This is a genomic window from Bradyrhizobium archetypum (assembly GCF_013114835.1).
Taxonomy (GTDB): domain Bacteria; phylum Pseudomonadota; class Alphaproteobacteria; order Rhizobiales; family Xanthobacteraceae; genus Bradyrhizobium; species Bradyrhizobium archetypum.
In genome coordinates this window covers 286,095-302,076 of the sequence record NZ_JAAVLW010000001.1, presented here as the reverse complement: position 1 = coordinate 302,076, position 15,982 = coordinate 286,095, and the positions used below count along the sequence as shown (strand labels likewise).

Genomic DNA, 15,982 nt, shown 5'->3' with positions numbered 1-15,982 from the left:
GAAAGGAGGAGCCCTGTTGCGTGAATTTCTCGCTTGTCAGGGCGATGTGGCGGAACGGCGAAAAAACGATCCTAGAGTTCGTCGGAAGCAACGCCCAAACGATCGAGGTGGACGAGGCGCCGGGACGAAATCTCTCGTCCGTCTCAATGGGGTTATTGAGTCGATTGTTGCAGATTTCGGGAACCGGAACCGGCGAAGTGTCGGTCGGTTTGCGAACGGGCGATGCGCATCCGGACCATTGGCATGCTCTCGCCTAGTCGCGTGAGATCAGGTCGGAGAACGGTTTTTGCTCCCTCGTCTCGCGAGCGAACCGTCGTTCGCCTGATACAGGGTGATCTGTTCGCGCTGGAACATCGCTGCGTCTATCGGCAGGTGCCATTGTCGAAAGGCCTCGTCAGAAAGCGGCTGCATTGCTGCTATCACGGCTCAACGCGGCGGAGCTGGCGCACTAAAGCTAATCCTAATTCCGCAAATCACTTGAGGCGAGCAGGTCTGTCGAGTTTAATGATCTGATACGCCGTTAATTAGGTGATTCGGAGAGAAGAACATGCCCCAAGGCAAGGTGAAGATGTTTAAGGACGATAAGGGTTTCGGCTTTATAGCGCCTGATACCGGCGGTGAAGACCTATTCTTCCACGCGAGCAGCTTGTTGCCCGGTGTAACGCCCAAGCAAGGAGACCGCGTCAGCTATGAAATTGGTGTAGACCGCAGGAGCGGACGTAGTCGAGCCGAAAAGGTCGTGATCGGTTGATCATAGAGACCTGGGCTGATTTATTCCCGGCCGCCATACGAAGGCTTTCTTATCATCGCGCGCGTTCCAAAGCGCCTCTAGCTTCTCCCACTCCATGAACCCGCAATCCCGGTCGTCCCGCAATCACGCCTTTTCATCAGGACCGAGCAAGTCATTATATTTTCGGACAGGCATTAGCGGTTACCTCGCAAGGTAAGTGGCCAGGTCTGGGCAGGCGGTGCAACATCAAGCCCCTGCTCGCGGACCAAGCGGGCGGAGGCGAGGCGGCGGTGGCGTAATTTCGATCTCCCGTCGGCCGCGCTCCCGTTACCTCGAGCCGGTCGGATGCAACGTCCAATCGCGGAACGCTTCAGGCTGGATTGACTGCTTATTCACATCGACCAACCTGAATTCACTCGACTTGGCGTCGCCATATGAGGCCGATCAGATATCCATGTTGCGCAGGCGCTGGCGGTTGCGCAGCACGATCTGGCGGGCGCCAGAAAAGCCCAGCACGCCTTCGTCGTTCAATTGCGACAGGGTACGTGACACCGTTTCCAGCGTAAGCCCGAGATAATCGCCGATGTCGCGGCGGCACATCGGGAGCGCCATCGTGCCGGCCACCGTAAGGCGGCGGTCCATCTCCAGGAGGAAGTTGGCGACTCGTTCGATCGCGCTTTTGCGACCAAGCAGCAGGATGTGCTCCTCGGCGCGCTTGAGGTCATCAGCCGTTATGGTCCAGAGCTTGTGGGCGACCCGGACGTCGGTGCCGGCCGCCTGTTCGAGGCTGCGGCGCTTCACCAGGCGCACGGTGCTGTCGATGATGGCTTCGGCGGCCAGGCGGTGCTTGGTGCCGGACTCCAGCCCGAACACGTCGCCAGGCAAATGGAACGCGCCGATCTGACGACGTCCGTCGGACAGCAGCTTGTAGGTGCGCACCGCGCCGCGAACGACCTGGTAAACATACTCCGCCGCCTCGTCCTCACCGTAGATTTCCTCGTCCTTGCTGTAGGTGAACTCCGTGGCGATCAGGCCAGCATGGCCTGTGAGGCCGAAAAGCGGTTCGACAGGCCCAAAGGCGCCGGGAGCGGCTCGGTTGACGTTGAGGGACGGGGCGATCGATCGGGTGAGCATGAGCCATCTCCTGTGCAGCGGATGGCGAATTGGTAAGTGGAACGAAACGGCTGGGAAATTTCGTTCCATGCCTTAAGGGCAATGCCTTAAGTAGAATCCCGGAGCTGTGCCGGTTTTCAGGACGCAGAGGGCCGCTCCGTGTTGATCGCGTCCCAGATATGGGAGGAAAGGCTGTCCTCGACATGCGGCTTGACCAGCACATGGCGAATACCGGCAATTGCTGCTTTAGCCGGAATGGACGCGTCGGGGTGACCGGTGATCAGGATGATCGGCGTATCGATATCGCGCCGGCGCAAGAGACTGGCAAGGTCGATGCCGCTCATGCCCGGCATCTTGTAGTCGATCACGAAGCAGTCGGCGCCGCTCATAGTCATGGCGTTCAGGAGCGCCTCGCCGCTGCGGAAAGTGCGTACACAAAAACCGTCGGCTTCCAAGAGAAAGCGCAGCGATCCGAGCACGTCGGTGTCATCATCGACGACGTAGACAAGGGGCGTTCTGTTAAGTGAGGGCATCACAGGTTTTATGCGGCTTTCTGATCAGCCATGCGGTCGATCAGAGCATCCATAAGGGCTTCCTGCGGGGCCGACTTGATCCAGCTCAATCTTTAAGCGCCTCGGCTCGCATGGCGAGGCGGATGAGTTCCGAAAGATTCGAAGCCTGCATCTTGGTCATCACGTTGGCTCGGTAGACCTCGATGGTGCGCGGGCTGATATTGTAGTCGCGTGCGATCATCTTATTGGACAGGCCAGCCACCAATCCCTCCATCACCTGCCGCTCGCGCGGGCTCAGCGAGGCGACCCGCGCGGCGATGTCCTGCGTCATTGCCTCGTCGCGGGCGCCGGCTTCAGCCTGCCGGAGCGCGGCGTCGATCATGGCAACCAGGCGGTCATCCTCGAACGGCTTCTCCAGGAAATCGACCGCACCGAGTTTCATCGCCTCGACGGCGAGGGGGACGTCGCCATGGCCGGTCATGATGATGACGGCCAAGGAGGCGCGGCTCACCTTCAGGCGCTTTAGCAACTCGACGCCATCGATGCCGGGCATGCGGACATCCGAGACCACACAGCCGAATTCGATGCTGGAAAGGTGATCGAGGAATTTCTGCGCCGTCTCGAACAGACTGACCTCAAAATCCGCGGAATCGAGCAAGAAGTGCAGCGAGTCACGCATCGCCTCATCATCGTCGATGACGTAGACATTTCCTCTAGTTGCCATCTGTCAAACTCTCGTTGGGTGCAGCCGGCAGGGTGAAGCGAAACGTCGCGCCGAATGCGTGATTGGATTCGGCCCACATCCTGCCGCCATGGGCCTCGATGATGGAGCGGCTGATCGACAGCCCGACCCCCATGCCGGTTTCTTTGGTCGTAAAGAAGGTCTGGAACAGGTGCTTCTCCACATTTTCGGGGAATCCGTGACCGGTGTCGAACACCGAGACTTCTGTCATATCGTCGTCGATCGGCCGGTTAGAGACGATGAGCTCGCGCCGTGCGGACTGGGCCATGGCTTCCAACGCGTTACGAAACAGGTTGACCAGCACCTGCTGGATCTGAACGCGGTCGACTAGGACATAGTCATGCTGCGGGTCCAGGCTGAAGCGGATCCGCACTTCCTGTTCGCGCGCACCGGCCAGGCCAAGCGCGCCGGCTTCTTCAATCATCTTCGAAAGGCTCTCGACGCGCTTTTCGGATTCGCCGCGGGCGACGAAATCGCGCAGCCGCCGGATGATCTGCCCGGCGCGGATCGCCTGTTCCGCCGCGCGATCCATTGCGTTCTCGATTCTTGCGCGGTTCGGATCGGGGCTCGTGGCAAGCAGCCGGCGCGAGCCCTTCACGTAGTTGCTGATGGCAGCAAGCGGCTGGTTAAGCTCATGTGCCAATGCAGAACCCATCTCGCCCATCGCGCTCAGCCGTGACATGTGGACGAGCTCCGACTGCAATTCCTGCAGCCGCGCCTGGGTCTGCTGATGCTCGGTGAGGTCACGGACGAAGCCGGTAAAATAGGGCATGCCGCCGGATTGCATCTCGCCGATCGACAGGTGCATCGGGAAGGTGGTACCGTCCTTTCGCTGACCGGTGACGATGCGGCCGATGCCGATGATGTGCCGTTCGCCGGTGGCGACGTATCGCCCCATATAGCCGTCATGGCGTGAACGGTCGGGCTCGGGCATCAGGATGCTGACATTCTGCCCGATTGCCTCGCTCTGGAGGTAGCCGAACTGGCGTTCCGCCGCGCTCGAGAAGAACTGCATGATGCCGCGGCTGTTGATGACGATCATCGCGTCCGGGATGGTCTCCAGTATCAATTGCAGGTGCCGTTCGCGCGTGCGCAGGTCCTCCTCGAGCCGCTTCTCCTCGTCGAGGTCGAGCACGACGCCGGAAAGGTGGGACGGAATGCCATCCTTGTCCCTGATGACGCTGCCGCGGGCGCGGACCCAGTGGCTGCCGCCGTCCTCGGGTCTTAACCGGTAGGAGAGGTCAAACGAGGCACCGGTCTCGAGGGAACGGGAGATCGCCTGCTCGGTTCGCTCGCGGTCCTCAGGCTCGAGCAGCGAAAGGAACAGATCGTAATTGACCGCAGCGGCATTGGAAACGCCGAACAGTTTTCGCGCGGTATTCGACCAGAACAACTCCCTGGTCGACAGATCGATATCCCAGCCGCCTACGCCAGCGCCGTCGGCACCCAGCCGAAAGCGCTGATCGTGGCTGCCGACGTCACACGGGAAGGGCCCTATGCCGCTCAATTGCTCTTTTCCAATTCCGGAGCGTGGATTCGGTTGAGATTTTCCCGATTATGGGCCGAATGCCCGGCCCCACTCAAGGGCGGGAAAATGTGTTCGATCGCGCTGATTTCATCCGTTTGACCTCGCTCAATGTGCGCGGCCGCCCCGCGTGCTTGAAGTGGCGCCGTCGACAGCGAGGATTTCGCCTTGTACAAGTTTCTCGAGCAGACGGTTGCCAAATACATGACGCGCGAGCCTAGGACGGTTGCGCGCGATATGACGATGTGTGAACTCGGCGATCTCTTCGAGAAGCAAGATTTCAACGCCTATCCGGTCATGGACGAATCGCAGGTGGTCGGCGTCATATCGAAGTTTGACTACCTGTCCTGCTTCGTTTTCACGCCGGCGCGCATCATCCCGCGCTACCGCGACCTGATGCAGCGGGCCGCTCTTGATCTGATGACAGCGGAATTCATTTATGTCGCTCCCGAAACTAGGCTGACCCGCGTGCTGGAGCTGATGGTCAACCACCGACTCCGCAGCATGCCAGTGCTCGACAACGAGCAGCGGCTTGCCGGCATTATTTCGCGGAAGGACGTGATGCGGGCGCTGCAGGATTGCGCCGCGGCGGACGCTGACCGAGTCTGATCGCAGCAGTGCCGCGTATGACCGGCAGTCGCTCGAGGTCAATGAGTTGAGCAGCGTTCGGATCGGCGCGCCATCCTCCGAACTATCCCGGGCGAATGTGGGCCATCCGGATTGTCGTCTTGAACTGCGACGTCTGCTGGAGCATTGGTTCGTACGGGTCTATAGCGGCCTTCCCTCTCCGGGGGCCAGGAGTTCAGTCGATTCCGAGCAACGCAGCCAAACGTTAGCGCACTCCGGTGAGCACGAATCGGGTGCTCGCCAGGCATGCTTGATCGGTCGTTTCTCCCAAGAGGTGCTGCGCTGTCGATCATCCAGTACAACACCAGGGTGACTGGAACCACCGGTAGCATGGCCTCGAAAGGATAGTCGCGCACTGGCTGGTGACTCCAACACGAAATCCGAGATTGGATTGATCCGGACAGTCCAAACCAACACAAGTTCCGCAATTCGGATTGGTGAGGTGGAACGGCACTTCCGCCTTCCTTGCTCCTCGCGGACCCGGCAGGGCGGCGACCCGATCAGACCGTCGATCGAGGCATATTCGCCGGGAGCGAACGCTCATCCTCGAATGAATCGGACTTCGTGGGGGCCGGCGGAGTGAGGAATCATAGTGCAACAGCAGCCGCCTCCTTGACGGCGAACGAGTTGGCCGAGCGCGTTTGCCAACGATCACATGGCCCGTGCCTCACCGCCTTCGGGGTGACCCGGCTGTTGCCCAGCTTCAGCCGGATGTTGCGAAAACTGTGATGTGAGGGAGGATCAACAATCGGCTTCAGGCAGGGTTTCTTCGTGGCGATCTTGCTCTGTTCAACAGGCAGCTTAAGTGGGATCTTTAGTGGGAGCTGGCTAGCTGCGGGCTTGGTCAGGCCTTGATAATGATGCTGACCAGCGGCACGAGCAGGCTGACCGTCCGTTCAAGGGATGGTGCAGCAGGCCCGAGACCCGCGATAGCGGGGCGCCTCGATCTGGAGCGCGATAAGGGAGGTGCCGTGGATCTCATTGATAAGCTCGAGCTCGCGCCCTTAGGGACCTCCGCGGTGCGCGGAACGACGCAGCCTCAGGGCATCTCCGGCGATTGATCTGCATCAACAACATCTCATCACTTTGGACGCTACACTGCATCGACCCGCAGGGAAACGCGCCCATGAGGCGCCTGCAGGCGGCAATCGGAGGGACGTGTGAAGATTTCGGTTTTGGGGGAAGGAATGCATTGTCGATCGTGTCACGATTGCACGGCGAGGGACTTTGCCATCTGCGCAGCGCTCGACAAGACCGAATTGCGCGAATTGGCGCAGCTGTCGCGGCATGTTCGCTTCGAATCAGGCGCCACCGTGTTCGCACAGGCAAACCTAGCAACGTCGTTCTTCAGCGTGCATGCGGGTACCCTGCGCCTCTACAAGCTGTTGCCGGACAGTCGGCGGCAGATCGTCGGTTTTGCATTGCCAGGCGATTTCCTCGGGCTCCCCGGCTTGCCGCACCACGAATTCTCCGCTGACGCGGTCGGCCGTGTCACGCTGTGTCAGTTCCCCAAGGAGTCATTTGCGACATTCGCCGAGAAACGGCCGCAGTTGCTGCGCCGCATGGTCGAATTGGCGGGCCACGAGCTGGCCCGGGCACAGGAACATATGGTCTTGCTCGGACGGCGCTCCGCCGAAGAGAAGATAGCGAGCTTCCTGATCGGCTGGCGCGACCGACTGAGTGGAATTGGACGTGGCGGAGAAATTCTGCCGCTGCCGATGAAAAGGCTGGACATCGCGGATCATCTGGGACTCACCATCGAGACGGTGAGCCGTACCTTCTCGAAGCTCGAACGCGATGGTGTGATCCAAATCTTTGCGAGTGGCGTCGTCCTGTTGGATGCCCCGCGCGCCGAAGCGTTGTCTGCGGGCGTAAGTTGAAGCGCGTCGCGTAGGGTTCTTTTGTCCTGGTTTGATCAAGGTCAAAGACGTCTCTGTTGAAACGGCGATATATTCGCATCAGCTTCAATGGAGGTCGTCATGCCCGCCGATGCGCTCTTGGTTTCCGCAGCCGTCATCTCGGTCTTCATGATTTTCGCCGCTGCTCTTGCTTGGGCCAGTGTCCAATCACCAAGGTCGCATCAGGCAACACCGGGAGCGCGCAAGCGTCGTCCATTCTGATTCCTTCAGGCAGCTGCTGGAGCTGGTGCAAAACGCTCGCCGGTCGCAGGGGTAGCTGATCGGGTTGATCTCAATCAAGGACAACACAGCGAGACCCGGGCTGACGGGGCAGCATCCATGCAAAGAGAATCACACATGCAGCAATCTCAATGCACGAAATGGATGACCCACGGCGAAGCCGGGCTGATGCTATTCTTCTCGATGGCAGCCTTCGTCTGCGCGTTCGCAGCCGCCAAGGCGCTGGACGCGCCGTTCGCGTTTCATGCTTCGCTCGCTGCAGTGGCAAGCGGCGTCGCCTCCTTCGCCATCATGAATCGGTATCTCGACCGCCCCGCGTCGCTGCCGCCGGAGGAGATCAACGGGAAGCCGAACTATAATGTCGGTCCGATCAAGTGTGCTTCCTTCATGGCGATGTTCTGGGGCATCGCCGGCTTCGCCGTCGGGCTCTTGATCGCATCCCAGCTGGCCTGGCCGGCGCTGAACCTCGATCTACCGTGGACCAGCTTCGGCCGGCTCCGGCCGCTGCACACCTCGGCGGTGATCTTCGCCTTCGGCGGCAACGTGCTGATCGCGACCTCGTTCTATGTGGTGCAGCGGACCTGCCGGACGCGGCTCGTGGGCGATCTCGCGCCATGGTTCGTCGTGCTCGGCTACAATTTCTTCATTTTGATCGCGGGCACCGGCTATCTACTTGGCGTAACGCAATCCAAGGAATATGCCGAGCCCGAATGGTACGCCGATCTGTGGCTGACGATCGTCTGGGTCGTCTATCTCGTCGTGTTCGTGATGACGCTGGTGAAGCGCAAGGAACCGCACATCTTCGTCGCCAACTGGTTTTATCTCGCCTTCATCGTCACCATCGCCGTGCTACATCTCGGCAATAACCCGGCGCTGCCGGTCTCGGTGTTCGGCTCGAAGTCCTACATCGCCTGGGGCGGCGTGCAGGATGCGATGTTCCAGTGGTGGTACGGGCATAACGCAGTCGGCTTCTTCCTGACGGCCGGCTTCCTCGCCATCATGTACTACTTCATCCCAAAACGCGCCGAGCGGCCGGTCTATTCCTATCGACTGTCGATCATTCACTTCTGGGCCCTGATCTTTCTCTACATCTGGGCCGGCCCGCACCATCTGCACTACACGGCGCTGCCGGATTGGGCGCAGACGCTCGGCATGACCTTCTCGATCATGCTGTGGATGCCGTCCTGGGGCGGCATGATCAACGGCCTGATGACGCTGTCCGGCGCCTGGGACAAGCTCCGTACGGATCCCGTGCTGCGCATGCTGGTGGTGTCGGTCGCCTTCTACGGCATGTCGACCTTCGAAGGGCCGATGATGTCGATTAAGGTCGTGAACTCGCTCAGCCACTATACCGACTGGACCATCGGCCATGTGCATTCCGGCGCGCTGGGCTGGGTCGGCTTCGTTTCCTTTGGCGCGCTGTACTGCCTGATTCCCTGGCTATGGGATCGCAAGGGTCTCTACAGCTTGAAGTTGGTCAACTGGCACTTCTGGACCGCCAGCATCGGCATCGTGCTCTACATCTCCGCGATGTGGGTCTCCGGAATTCTGCAGGGCCTGATGTGGCGCGCCTACACCTCGCTCGGCTTTCTCGAATATTCTTTCCTCGAGACGGTTGAAGCGATGCACCCGTTCTACGTTATCCGTGCCGCCGGCGGCGCGCTGTTCCTGATTGGCGCGCTGATCATGGCCTATAATCTATGGATGACGGTGCGGGCAAGCGAGGCGGATGTCGGCACAGAGCTCGCGTTGCAGGCGGCGGAATAAGGAGCGATCGGATGTCCTTCTGGACCCGCCATCAAATCTTCGAGAAGAACTCGGTCATCCTGATCGCGGGCATTCTGGTTGTGATTGCGATCGGCGGCCTGGTCGAGATCACGCCGCTGTTCTACCTGAAAAGCACGATCGAGGTGGTCGATGGCGTCAGGCCCTACACACCGCTCGAACTAGCTGGCCGCAATATCTATGTCCGCGAGGGCTGCTATCTCTGCCACTCGCAGATGGTCCGGCCGCTCCGCGATGAGGTTGAGCGCTATGGCCACTTCTCGCTGGCTGCCGAGAGCATGTACGACCATCCATTCCAGTGGGGTTCGAAGCGCACTGGGCCGGATCTCGCGCGGGTCGGCGCAAAGTATTCCGATGAGTGGCACGTCACTCACCTAACCAATCCGCGCGCCATTGTGCCGCAGTCGGTGATGCCGGGCTATCCGTTCCTCGCCCAGACCGAGGTCGACACCGCTGTTGTCGCCGATAACCTCAAGGCCAGCCGCGTCGTTGGCGTGCCGTATTCGGACGAGCAAATCAGGAACGCGGTCACCGACCTGAAGGCGCAGGCCGATCCGGACAATGTCGGCACCGATGCGTTCGCGAAGCGCTATCCAAAAGCTGTGATCCGCAATTTCGACAGCAAGGCCGGTGCGCCGACCGAGATGGATGCGCTGGTCGCATATCTGCAAATGCTCGGCACGCTGGTCGACTTCAAGCTCTACAACGAAAAGGCCAATCTTCGCTGAGAGGCAGGACGATGAAAGCAATCTTGACCGTGCACAACATCGCGTCGGACCTCGTCACCAGCGTGTGGACGCCGATCTTCGTCGGCCTGTTCATTGCGATCGTGATCTACGCGCTTTGGCCGTGCAACCAGGCGGTTTTCGACCGGGCATCTCGGATGCCGTTGCGGGAGGACTGAGAGGTCATGGCGGAAAGCGAACTCGACAAGGTTTCCGGCAAGACCACCACCGGTCACCAGTGGGACGGCATCAAGGAACTCAATACACCGCTGCCGCGCTGGTGGCTGATCACCTTCTACGCCACCATACTGTGGGCGATCGGCTATTGGGTTGTGTACCCGGCCTGGCCGCTTCTGTGGAGCTATACCAGGGGCGTGCTCAACTATTCGACGCGCGCCGCGGTCGCCGTCGAGCTTGCCAATCTGGAAAAGATCCGCGGCGACAAGATGATTGCGCTGGGTGCGGCTTCGCTCGCCGATATCGAAAAGGATCCGGCGCTGTTGGCGCTGGCGCGCGCTCGCGGCAAGGCCGCGTTCGGCGACAATTGCGCGCCTTGCCACGGCTCGGGCGGCGCCGGCGCAAAAGGCTATCCCAACCTGAACGACGACGACTGGTTGTGGGGCGGCTCGCTCGACCAGATCGTGCAGACCATCCAGTTCGGCGCGCGCTCGGGTCACACCAAAACCCATGAGGGCGCAATGCTCGCCTTCGGCAAGGATGGCATCTTGAAGCGGGACGAGATTGGCACGGTCGCCAACTATGTGCGCTCGCTCTCGGGCTTGTCGACGCGCCAGGGTTACGATGTCGCCGCCGGCGCAAACATTTTTTTCGAGAATTGCACGAGCTGCCATGGTGAGGCGGGCAAGGGCAACCAGGAGCTCGGCGCGCCAAATCTCACTGACAAGATCTGGCTCTACGGATCGGAGGAGGCGACCCTGATTGAGACCATCACGAATGGTCGGGCCGGCGTGATGCCGGCGTGGGTGGGCCGGCTTGATCCGTCCACCATCAAGGCGCTGGCGGTCTACGTCCACACGCTCGGCGGCGGCAAGTAGCGGAGCAAAGGGAAGCGGCGTTGGGTTTGCGCTGGATCAACCCGGCAGAGAGGAGGAGACTAGGAGAGCGCGGGCCCATGAACAAGATCGTCCAAATAAACCCCGACCAAGTCGAAGATGTTGGGTCGCTTTACGCGGCCCGCAAGAAGGTCTACCCGCAGAGTGTTTTCGGGACTTTCCGTCGGATTAAATGGGGCCTGATGGCGTTCTGCCTGGGCGTCTACTACTTGTTGCCTTTCGTGCGCTGGAATCGCGGCCTTGGCGCCCCAGATCAGGCGGTGCTGATCGATCTGCCGAACAGTCGCTTCTATTTCTTTTTTATCGAGCTGTGGCCGCAGGAGGTCTATTACTTCACCGGCCTCCTCATCATCGCCGCGCTCACACTATTCCTGATGAATTCGGTCGGCGGCCGCATCTGGTGCGGCTATCTCTGCCCGCAAACGGTCTGGACCGACCTGTTCTATGCGGTAGAGCGCCTGATCGAGGGCGACCGGCGCGAGCGCATGAGGAAGGCGGCTTCCGCCGATCCCCTAAAACTCGAGCGCATCTCCGAAATCATGCTTAAGCATTCGAACTGGCTCTTGATCGCCTGGTGGACGGGCGGCGCCTGGGTGCTCTATTTCACCGACGCGCCGACGCTGGTGAAGGAGCTCGTCACCTTCCAGGCGCCGGCGATCGCCTATATCTGGATCGCAATCCTCACCGCGACGACCTATCTGCTCGCTGGCTTCATGCGCGAGCAGGTCTGCGTCTACATGTGCCCCTGGCCACGTATCCAGGCGGCGCTGACCGACGAGTGGGCGCTGAACGTCACCTATCGCTACGACCGCGGCGAAAAGCGCAGGTCGGTAAAGAAGGCGAACGAGCTGCGGGCGCTCGGCCTGCCTGCCGGCGACTGCGTCAATTGCTATCAATGCGTGGCGGCCTGCCCGACCGGCATCGATATCCGCAATGGCCCGCAGATCGATTGCATCCAGTGCGGCCTGTGCATCGACGCATGCGACAACGTGATGAAGAAGATCGGTCGGCCGACTCGGCTGATCGGCTACGACAATGACATTAACATCCAGCGCCGAATGGCCGGAAAGCCGCCGATCTACGGTATCGTGCGGCCACGCACGATCATCTACACCGCGCTGATCGCACTCGTCGGTGGGATCATGCTGTATGCGCTGCTCACCCGTTCGCTGCTCGACATCAACGTGCTGCACGATCGCAACCCGGTTGCGGTGAAGCTCAGCGACGGCTCGATCCGCAACGCCTACACGGTCCGGTTCCTCAACAAGCGCGGTTTTGACCGCGTGGTGACGATCGACATCGATGGTCCGCCGTATGCTGTGCTGCACGTCGTGGGCGACGATTCGATTACACCTGATAGGCCGATGGTCGTGCTAGGACGCGACAGCACCACGGAATTGCGCGTGCTGGTGACCGCCCCATCTGAGAAGAACTCCGAAAGATCGATCCCGATCAAATTCCGGATCACCGATATCGGTCTAGGCGAGGTCGCTTCCGCGATCGACAATTTCGTCTTGCCATAAGAACAAGTGGAGCTGTCGTGAACAGAGCCAGTGCATCGCCAAAGCCGCTCACCGGCCGCAAGGTGCTCTTCATGCTGCTTGCGTTCTTTGGCGTCGTCATCTGCGTCAACCTCACCATAATAACGCTTGCTTCCATGACGCTGCCCGGCACTGAGGTCGAAAGCGCCTATACGGCGAGCCTTGCCTATGAGAAGGAGATCGCCGCCGCACGCGAGCAGGATGTGCGCAGCTGGAAGGTGGACGCGCATCTTGCGCGCAGTGCGGACGGCGACACCGCGCTGGAAGTCAAGGCACGCGACAGGAGCGGAAAGGCGCTGACCGGACTGAAGTTCACCGGTCGCCTGGAGCGGCCGACCGACCGGCGGGCGGACCGGGTGATCGCGCTGTCGGAGGTGACGGGCGGCGTTTATCGGGGCAGCGGCGGCGCGGTCGGGCCGGGACAATGGAATCTGGTGCTGGAAAGCGAAGCCGACGGCCGGCGTCTGTTCATGTCTAGGAACCGCGTGGTACTGAACTAAGGGAACTCTTCATGCAGGCGACGCGGGACTTTTCGCACTATGTCAAGCATCTCGGCTCCGGACTTGCGCATATTGATCTTGCGGTCGAAGGCGTCAGCTGCGCCGGCTGCATCTCGAAGATCGAGCGTGGCCTTTCAGCCATCCCGGACGTGACGCTGGCGCGCGTAAACCTGACCGACCGCCGTGTCGCGCTGGAGTGGAAGGAGGGCGCGCTCGATCCGGCGCGCTTCATTGATCGCCTGGCCGAGCTCGGCTACAAGGCCCATCCGTTCGAGGCTGTCACCGCCGAAGCAGTAGAGGCCGAGAACTCCCGCTTCCTGCTGCGCTGCCTGGGTGTTGCGGCATTCGCGACCATGAACGTCATGATGCTGTCGATCCCGGTGTGGTCCGGCAATGTCAGCGATATGCTGCCGGAGCAGCGAGAGTTCTTCCACTGGATCTCGGCGCTGATCGCGCTGCCCGCGGCGGCCTATGCCGGCCAGCCTTTCTTTCGCTCGGCGTTCAACGCGCTGCGCACTGGCAACGTCAACATGGATGTGCCGATCAGCATCGGCGTGATCCTGGCGCTTGCGACCTCGATCGTCGAGACAATCGGCCATGCCGAGCACGCCTATTTCGACGCGGCGATCATGCTGCTCACCTTCCTCCTGATCGGGCGCTATCTCGACCAGAACATGCGGCGGAGAACCCGCGCGGTGGCCGGCAATCTCGCCGCGCTGAAGGCCGAGACGGCGACCAAATTTGTCGGTCCAGACGAGATATCCGTGGTGCCGGCCGCGGCGGTCATGGCCGGCGACATTGTGCTGCTGCGGCCGGGCGAGCGTTCGGCGATAGATGGCACGGTCGTCGACGGCAGGTCGGAGATCGACCAGAGTTTGATCACGGGTGAAACGCTGCACGCGGCGGTCGAGCCGGGCAGCGAGGTCTATGCCGGCTCGCTCAACATCTCCGGCTCCTTGCGCATCCGTGTCTCGGCCGCTTCCGAAGGCACCCTGCTTGCGGAAATCCAGCGGCTGCTTGACCATGCCGTGCAGGTGCGCTCGCGCTATGTGCAGCTCGCCGACCGTGCCTCGCGCCTCTACGCACCGGTGGTCCATGCGACCGCTTTCCTGACCATGATCGGCTGGTTGATCGCCGGCGCCAGCGTCCATAACGCCATTATCACCGCGATCGCCGTTCTGATCATCACTTGTCCCTGTGCGCTGGGGCTTGCGATCCCGACGGTACAGACAGTGGCGTCGGGCGCGATGTTTCGCGCTGGCGTGCTGCTCAATTCGGGTGATGCCATCGAGCGCGTCGCTGAGGTCGACCGTATCATCTTCGACAAGACGGGAACGCTGACGTTACCTGAGCTCGATGTGGTGAACGCGGCGGCCGTGCCCGCCGATGTGTTCGACCTCGCAGGCCGGCTTGCGCTGGCGAGCCATCACCCCGTCGCCGCTGCGCTGGCGCGCGCGGCCGGCGCGAAATCGCCGCTGCCCGGGATCACGGAACAGCCGGGGCAGGGCGTTCGCGGCATTCTTAAAGGTGAAGAGGTGAGGCTTGGAAGTCCGACTTTCTGCAAGGCCGATGATCTCGCGAACGAAATCCTAAGCCGCGATCCCGAGGCTTCCGTCGTTGCGTTCGCGCGTGGCGAAAAACGTTATGTGTTCGCGGTCTGCCAGAGCCTGCGGCCGGACGCGCGCGCGGTCATCGCGGCGCTGCAGAAGCGTGGCGTGGCGGTAGAGATTGTTTCTGGTGACCGCGAGCCGGCCGTGCGCGCCGCGGCTGAGATGCTTCAAATCCCCGAATGGCGCGCCGGCGTCACGCCCGCCGACAAGATCGCCCGGATCGAGGAGCTGAAGCGGCAGGGTTTTAAAGTCATGATGGTCGGCGATGGGCTCAACGATGCGCCGTCGCTGGCGGCGGCGCATGTCTCGATGTCGCCGATCTCGGCGGCGCATTTGAGCCAGGCGACAGCCGATTTCGTCTTCCTCGGCAACCGCCTTGCGCCGGTGATTGCCGCGGTAGACCATTCGCGGAAAGCGTTGCGCCTGATGCGGCAGAACCTCTATCTCGCGGTCGGCTACAATTTCCTCGCAGTGCCGATCGCCATTCTGGGCTTCGTGACGCCTTTGATCGCGGCTGCCGCGATGTCGGGCTCCTCGATCCTGGTGATGCTGAATGCGCTGCGAGCGCGACCTGTCCCGCAGGAGAATCTGTGATGGAGGTGATCGTGTTCCTGGTGCCGCTGGCGCTCTTGCTCGGCCTGTTCGGGCTCCTCGGATTTCTGTGGTCGCTCAAGAACGGCCAATATGACGATCTCGAGGGAGCCGCCTGGCGCGCGATTTCTGACGACGACCAAACGCCGGCTCCGCGCCGCGTCGAGCTGAGGTCGGAAGCGCAACCGTAACGCCTCGTCGTTGCGCGTCCCGGGATGCGCCAATTTTGATCTCACGCAATACGGTCGGCTATCTCGCCCCGCATACTTGACGTGCTCAAACCGTACCGGGAGGGTACTATGGCATCGGCTATAAGAACGGAATCGATCGGAGGTAGGCTCATGGGCAGGTTTTCGGAGTGGCTCGGCCGGCTCCGTGATACCGCCGACCTCCGCGCTCTTGGAGCCGCCGAGCTCGATTGCATCGCGCGCGACCTTCGCGTCTCACCGACCGAGCTCGAAACCCTCACTTACCGTGGGCGGCGCCGCGCTGATGAGCTGTCGGGACTACTCAAGGTGCTTGGCATCGACGAGACGGCCATTGCGCGCAAGGAGCCGGGCGTGCTGCGCGACATGACGCTGGTATGTGCACTGTGCGCCGAAAAGACCCGATGCAACCGCGAGATAGAGGCGGAAACAACGGCGCAGCACCTTCATGAATACTGCGCCAACAGCTACACGATCGATGCGCTCCGGACGAAGCCAAAGCCAGGTGCGATGGATCTCGTTCGTGGTCCGAGCTGCTGCTGACAAGCTACAAATGGTCTAAGG

Annotated in this window: 18 protein-coding genes; 14 read left to right on the top strand and 4 right to left on the bottom strand. The window is 61.2% G+C overall.

Annotated features, from left to right (window positions below; all coding sequences use genetic code 11):
• The first annotated feature begins 20 nt into the window (after positions 1–20).
• The 3 genes from HCN50_RS01315 to HCN50_RS01305 are packed head-to-tail and all read left to right on the top strand — an operon-like array spanning position 21 to position 751.
• Positions 21–257 (top strand): hypothetical protein, encoded by a 237-nt coding sequence (locus HCN50_RS01315; RefSeq protein ID WP_171707808.1) that lies wholly within the window; start codon positions 21–23, stop codon positions 255–257.
• Positions 223–513, top strand: a complete 291-nt coding sequence (locus HCN50_RS34670) for a Rieske 2Fe-2S domain-containing protein (protein ID WP_171707807.1) — start codon at positions 223–225, stop codon at positions 511–513. The genes HCN50_RS01315 and HCN50_RS34670 overlap by 35 nt, the downstream gene beginning before the upstream one ends.
• A gap of 34 nt (positions 514–547) precedes the next feature.
• Entirely contained in the window at positions 548–751 is a 204-nt protein-coding gene (locus tag HCN50_RS01305; protein ID WP_171707806.1) for a cold-shock protein, read from the top strand.
• Positions 752–1,174: 423 nt separating this feature from the next.
• On the opposite strand, the gene HCN50_RS01300 is transcribed toward HCN50_RS01305, so the two are convergent.
• The 4 genes from HCN50_RS01300 to fixL form a co-directional block, all read right to left on the bottom strand.
• Positions 1,175–1,864: a helix-turn-helix domain-containing protein gene (locus tag HCN50_RS01300; protein WP_171707805.1), complete on the bottom strand. Its 690-nt coding sequence runs from the start codon at positions 1,862–1,864 to the stop codon at positions 1,175–1,177.
• 116 nt (positions 1,865–1,980) lie between these two features.
• On the bottom strand, positions 1,981–2,376 hold the full coding sequence (locus HCN50_RS01295) for a response regulator (RefSeq protein ID WP_171707804.1): 396 nt from the start codon (positions 2,374–2,376) through the stop codon (positions 1,981–1,983).
• A gap of 85 nt (positions 2,377–2,461) precedes the next feature.
• On the bottom strand, positions 2,462–3,079 hold the full coding sequence (fixJ, locus tag HCN50_RS01290; protein WP_171707803.1) for a response regulator FixJ: 618 nt from the start codon (positions 3,077–3,079) through the stop codon (positions 2,462–2,464).
• Complete coding sequence (fixL, locus tag HCN50_RS01285) at positions 3,069–4,595, bottom strand: sensor protein FixL (RefSeq protein ID WP_376700248.1); 1,527 nt, start codon at positions 4,593–4,595, stop codon at positions 3,069–3,071. The genes fixJ and fixL overlap by 11 nt, the downstream gene beginning before the upstream one ends.
• A gap of 195 nt (positions 4,596–4,790) precedes the next feature.
• Here fixL and HCN50_RS01280 point away from each other — a divergent pair, with 195 nt between their 5' ends.
• From HCN50_RS01280 to HCN50_RS01230, 11 genes are all read left to right on the top strand, one after another.
• Positions 4,791–5,231: a CBS domain-containing protein gene (locus HCN50_RS01280; RefSeq protein WP_171707801.1), complete on the top strand. Its 441-nt coding sequence runs from the start codon at positions 4,791–4,793 to the stop codon at positions 5,229–5,231.
• A 1,178-nt stretch (positions 5,232–6,409) separates the two neighbouring features.
• On the top strand, positions 6,410–7,129 hold the full coding sequence (locus HCN50_RS01275; RefSeq protein ID WP_311966953.1) for a cyclic nucleotide-binding domain-containing protein: 720 nt from the start codon (positions 6,410–6,412) through the stop codon (positions 7,127–7,129).
• A 402-nt stretch (positions 7,130–7,531) separates the two neighbouring features.
• Positions 7,532–9,154 carry a cytochrome-c oxidase, cbb3-type subunit I gene (gene ccoN, locus HCN50_RS01270; protein WP_171708400.1) on the top strand — a complete coding sequence of 541 codons (1,623 nt, stop codon included), beginning with the start codon at positions 7,532–7,534 and terminating at the stop codon, positions 9,152–9,154.
• A gap of 11 nt (positions 9,155–9,165) precedes the next feature.
• On the top strand, positions 9,166–9,900 hold the full coding sequence (gene ccoO, locus HCN50_RS01265; protein WP_171707800.1) for a cytochrome-c oxidase, cbb3-type subunit II: 735 nt from the start codon (positions 9,166–9,168) through the stop codon (positions 9,898–9,900).
• Between the two features lie 11 nt (positions 9,901–9,911).
• Positions 9,912–10,076 (top strand): cbb3-type cytochrome c oxidase subunit 3, encoded by a 165-nt coding sequence (locus HCN50_RS01260; RefSeq protein WP_171707799.1) that lies wholly within the window; start codon positions 9,912–9,914, stop codon positions 10,074–10,076.
• A gap of 6 nt (positions 10,077–10,082) precedes the next feature.
• Positions 10,083–10,952 carry a cytochrome-c oxidase, cbb3-type subunit III gene (gene ccoP / locus HCN50_RS01255; protein ID WP_171707798.1) on the top strand — a complete coding sequence of 290 codons (870 nt, stop codon included), beginning with the start codon at positions 10,083–10,085 and terminating at the stop codon, positions 10,950–10,952.
• A 77-nt stretch (positions 10,953–11,029) separates the two neighbouring features.
• The gene (gene ccoG / locus HCN50_RS01250; protein WP_171707797.1) at positions 11,030–12,493 is read left to right on the top strand and encodes a cytochrome c oxidase accessory protein CcoG; all 1,464 of its coding nucleotides are present in this window, start codon (positions 11,030–11,032) and stop codon (positions 12,491–12,493) included.
• A gap of 17 nt (positions 12,494–12,510) precedes the next feature.
• The gene (locus HCN50_RS01245; protein WP_171707796.1) at positions 12,511–13,011 is read left to right on the top strand and encodes a FixH family protein; all 501 of its coding nucleotides are present in this window, start codon (positions 12,511–12,513) and stop codon (positions 13,009–13,011) included.
• A gap of 11 nt (positions 13,012–13,022) precedes the next feature.
• Positions 13,023–15,215, top strand: a complete 2,193-nt coding sequence (locus HCN50_RS01240; protein WP_171707795.1) for a heavy metal translocating P-type ATPase — start codon at positions 13,023–13,025, stop codon at positions 15,213–15,215.
• On the top strand, positions 15,215–15,403 hold the full coding sequence (gene ccoS, locus HCN50_RS01235) for a cbb3-type cytochrome oxidase assembly protein CcoS (protein ID WP_171707794.1): 189 nt from the start codon (positions 15,215–15,217) through the stop codon (positions 15,401–15,403). The genes HCN50_RS01240 and ccoS overlap by 1 nt, the downstream gene beginning before the upstream one ends.
• A gap of 150 nt (positions 15,404–15,553) precedes the next feature.
• Complete coding sequence (locus HCN50_RS01230; RefSeq protein ID WP_171707793.1) at positions 15,554–15,961, top strand: DUF6455 family protein; 408 nt, start codon at positions 15,554–15,556, stop codon at positions 15,959–15,961.
• Positions 15,962–15,982 lie beyond the last annotated feature (21 nt).